Raw genomic sequence first — 3954 nt, 5'->3', positions numbered from 1 at the left:
GACAAATGGCAACGCCGCCTGCGTTATCTGCTGGTCGACGAATACCAGGACACCAACACCTGCCAGTACGAACTGGTCAAGCTGCTGGTGACCGGACTCGGCAAAAAACCGATGTTTACCGCCGTCGGCGACGACGACCAGGCGATCTACGCCTGGCGCGGCGCCACCATCGAAAACCTGAAAACCCTGCAGGTCGATTTCCCCGATCTGAAAGTCATCAAGCTGGAGCAGAATTACCGCTCTTCTACGCGCATCCTGCAAGCGGCCAACGCGGTCATCGGCAACAACCCAAAACTGTTCAACAAAAAACTATGGTCGGAACACGGTCTGGGCGATCCGATCAAGGTAATGGGCATGGAGGACGACGAGAAAGAGGCCGAGCAGGTGGCGATCATGCTATCGGCGCACCGTTTCGAGCGGCGCGCCAAGTTCTCTGATTACGCGATACTGTACCGCGGCAATCACCAATCGCGGATTTTTGAAAAAGCCTTACGGCGCGAACGCATTCCATACACGATGTCGGGCGGCCAAAGCTTCTTTGACCGCGCCGAAATCAAGGACATCATCAGTTATCTGCGCCTGATCGCCAACGAAGACGACGATCCGGCCTTCATCCGCGCCATCACTACGCCCAAGCGCGGCGTCGGCCAGGCCACCCTGGAAGTGCTGGGCACCGTCGCCGGTCAATGGCAGTGCTCGCTGTTCGAAGCAGTGTTCAAAGGCGGCATCGAAGCCAAGCTGACCGACCGCCAGCTCTATCCGCTGCGCGAATTCTGCCATTTCATCAATCAGCTGGAAGCCCGCGCCAGCCGCGTCGGCCCGGCCGGCAGCGGCGAAAACGCAGCGGCCGTGCTGGACGACATGATGAAGGAAATCAATTATGAGCATTATCTGTACGACAGCTTCGACGACCGCGCCGTCCAAAGCAAATGGCAAAACGTGCTGGACTTTACCAACTGGCTGAAGGAAAAAGGCAACGGCGGCAAGGACGGCGACGGCGACCAACGCAACCTGCTGGAACTGACTCAGATGGTGGTGCTGATGTCGATGCTGGAAGGGCGTGACGAAGAGCCGGATGCGGTACGCATGTCGACCCTGCACGCCTCTAAGGGACTGGAATACCCGCACGTCTTTCTGATCGGCGTCGAGGAGGGCATTCTGCCGCACAAAGGCGATCCCGATGCCCCGCCCGAGACCATCGCCGCCCGCATCGAGGAAGAACGGCGCCTGATGTACGTTGGCATCACGCGGGCCCAGCGCAGCTTGCATATCAGCTGGTGCAAAAAGCGTAAGCGCGCCGGGGAATCGATCCATTGCGAAATATCCCGTTTCGTCAAGGAAATGCGGCTCGACGAGGGCGACGCGGTGCCGACCGAAGCCGAGCAGATCACGCCGCAGAACCGCCTGGCCAGTTTGAAGGCCTTGTTGCAGAAGCCGCGAACGGCGTGAGATGATAGGCAAGTCAGGCGCACAGCGCGGCCGGCGGCGCCCCCCCCAAATGCATGCCGGTTCCCGCTTGCCGGGAGCCACAACACTTACTTCAGGAGTAGCACACCATGACCATCGACAACATCAAGGCATCCCTGCAAAAACTCCACGCCACGCTGGAAAGCGGCGGCGCAGTCGATAGCGAACTGAAGCAACTGCTGCAAACGCTGGATACCGATATTCAGGATCTGCTGAAAAAAGATGCTGCCGATGCCGCGGCCAAAGTACCGCAATCAGATCTGCGATCAGAACTGGTACAACGCGCGCAAGGCATTTCCGCGCGCCTGGCAGTACGCCATCCGCATCTGGAGCCGGTGTTGCGGGAAATCGCCGATACGCTGACTAATATGGGCATCTGACTTTCCCATCAATATAACTTTGCAGGCTGGGTTGGCAAGAGCCGCACTGACCTGCAACTGCTGCTTCAACACTCCCGTTTAACCGATTGGGCACAGCGTAATCGCCATTCCATAAGTGGCCATGAAGGCGTGCCTGCGATTGCTTTTTTATTGGAATGCCATGTGGTTTAAAAATCTTCAGATTTACCGAATCCCCGCTCCGTGGGCCATCTCAGCAGAACAATTGGAAGCCTTCCTGGCGCCGCAGGCTTTTGCCAAATGCAGCAGCCTTGAATTGCAAAGCCAGGGCTGGCTGTCGCCGCGCGACAACGGCATGCTGGTGCATACCGTCAATCGTCAAATGATGCTTTTGCTAGGCACCGAAAAGAAACTGCTGCCGGCCACGGTCGTCAACCAGGTCACCAAGGCGCGCGCTGCCGAGATTGAAGAACAGCAAGGCTTCGCGCCCGGGCGCAAACAGCTCAAGGACCTCAAGGAACAAATCACCGATGAATTGCTGCCGCGCGCGTTCAGCATCCAGCGCAATACCTGGGTCTGGATCGGCCCGGTCAACGGCTGGCTGGTGATTGACGCTGCCAGCACGGCCAAGGCTGAGGAAATCCTCAAGCTGCTGCTGGCAGCGGTCGACAAATTGCAGATTTCCGGCCTGCGCACCGCGCATTCGCCGTTGACTTCGATGACCAACTGGCTGGCCTCGGACGAAGCGCCGCACGGCTTCACCGTCGATCAGGACACCGAACTGCGTGCCAGCGGCGAGGGCAAGGCCACAGTGCGCTATGTGCGCCACACCATCGAAGCCGACGATGTGCGCCGCCACATTGCCGCCGGCAAGCAATGCACACGCCTGGCCATGACCTGGGCCGACCACATTTCGTTCGTCCTGACCGAATCCCTGGCAATCAAACGCATCGCGCCGCTCGATGTCCTGAAAGAAGGCAACGACACCAGCAGCAAGAACGACGACGAACGCTTCGATTCCGACATGATGCTGATGACCGGCGAACTCAGCAAAATGCTCAACGACCTGGTGTTTGCTTTGGGCGGCGAGGCTCAAGCGCTAAGCTAAGCAGCTGTTCACTACGGCAGGGTAAACAGCGCCGCTGAAATACCGCTGGTTAGCAAGCGCCAACAGACCGCAACGAACTCTGTAGTAAGTGATTGATGCAGAGTTCGGTCAGAAAGCTCTGATAGTGGTGCCATCGTTTGAGGTATCAAAACTGTCCGGGCTGATCAACACGCGGTTGCGTCCCGAGGTCTTAACCGCGTACAAGGCCATATCGGCGCGCTGGAACGCTTCGTCGATGGTTTCCCCGGGGCGGAAATCGGTAATCCCTATCGACGCGGTGAGCACGACTCCTTTGCCGAACTTGCTCCAATCGTATACCTCGGTCTCGGCACAGATGCGGTCGAGTGCGGTCACGCCTTCGCTTACCGTGGTGCCGGTCAGCACCAACACGAATTCATCGCCGCCATAACGCGCAAAATGGTCGCTCAGGCGCATTTCATTTCACACGATCTCGACAAAGGTCTTGAGCACCATGTCGCCCGCAGCATGGCCAAAATTATCATTAACCGACTTGAAACCATCCAGATCAAGAATCGCGATGCAAAACGGCGTACCGCCGCGCTGAAAGCGCTTCTGCTCGATGGCCAGAATTTCCATCAGCGAACGACGGTTCTCGATATTGGTCAACTCGTCGCGCGTGGCCAGTTCCTGCACCCGCTTCATCGCCTGCGCCAGTTGTTGATTTTTTTCGGTCATTTTGCGCTGCATACGGCTCAACATATTAGCCAGGTAGGTGCAACGCCCAAGGGTCAGAATGAAGGAAAGGCATACCAGCAGCTGGCTGAAATTAGTCGTCACCGGGAAGGTCAGATGCGTACCGGTCACGCTAAAAGCCAGTACCAGCGCCAGCGAACCGATCAACCAGCTGACCACGTACCAGAAAGTACTCACCCCTAGCGCGCCAAAACCGTAGATGATTGAGCTTCCCCCGAAATTTAGTCTTCCATAGGTAACGTAAAATCAACGATCCTTTGGAAAGACCAGCAATGAAGAAGATACCAAAACAGATGTACACGGCGGAGTTCAAGGAGCTAGCCGTGC

At 57.3% G+C, this 3954-nt stretch carries 3 protein-coding genes and 1 pseudogene; 3 read left to right on the top strand and 1 reads right to left on the bottom strand.

Annotated elements, in window-relative coordinates; all coding sequences use genetic code 11:
* From ACIQ0R_RS11715 to ACIQ0R_RS11705, 3 genes are all read left to right on the top strand, one after another.
* Positions 1-1449 (top strand): 3'-5' exonuclease (locus ACIQ0R_RS11715; protein WP_395827582.1); only part of this gene is annotated, 1449 nt, incomplete at its 5' end.
* Between the two features lie 107 nt (positions 1450-1556).
* The gene (locus ACIQ0R_RS11710) at positions 1557-1847 is read left to right on the top strand and encodes a DUF4404 family protein (protein ID WP_395827580.1); all 291 of its coding nucleotides are present in this window, start codon (positions 1557-1559) and stop codon (positions 1845-1847) included.
* Positions 1848-2007: 160 nt separating this feature from the next.
* The gene (locus tag ACIQ0R_RS11705; protein ID WP_395827577.1) at positions 2008-2913 is read left to right on the top strand and encodes a recombination-associated protein RdgC; all 906 of its coding nucleotides are present in this window, start codon (positions 2008-2010) and stop codon (positions 2911-2913) included.
* A gap of 108 nt (positions 2914-3021) precedes the next feature.
* On the opposite strand, the pseudogene ACIQ0R_RS11700 reads toward ACIQ0R_RS11705, so the two are convergent.
* Positions 3022-3576, bottom strand: a pseudogene (locus ACIQ0R_RS11700) (GGDEF domain-containing protein).
* Positions 3577-3954: the final 378 nt, after the last annotated feature.

Origin of the sequence: Collimonas sp., from assembly GCF_044339385.1 — a bacterium.
Classification (GTDB): Bacteria; Pseudomonadota; Gammaproteobacteria; order Burkholderiales; family Burkholderiaceae_D; genus Collimonas.
This window is presented reverse-complemented; position numbering and strand designations above follow the sequence as displayed.

Bases quoted from the DNA above. Each gene is read 5' to 3' on its own strand.
- ACIQ0R_RS11710 (WP_395827580.1), top strand. From the start codon at position 1,557: ATGACCATCGACAACATCAAGGCATCCCTGCAAAAACTCCACGCCACG.
- ACIQ0R_RS11705 (WP_395827577.1), top strand. From the start codon at position 2,008: ATGTGGTTTAAAAATCTTCAGATTTACCGAATCCCCGCTCCGTGGGCC.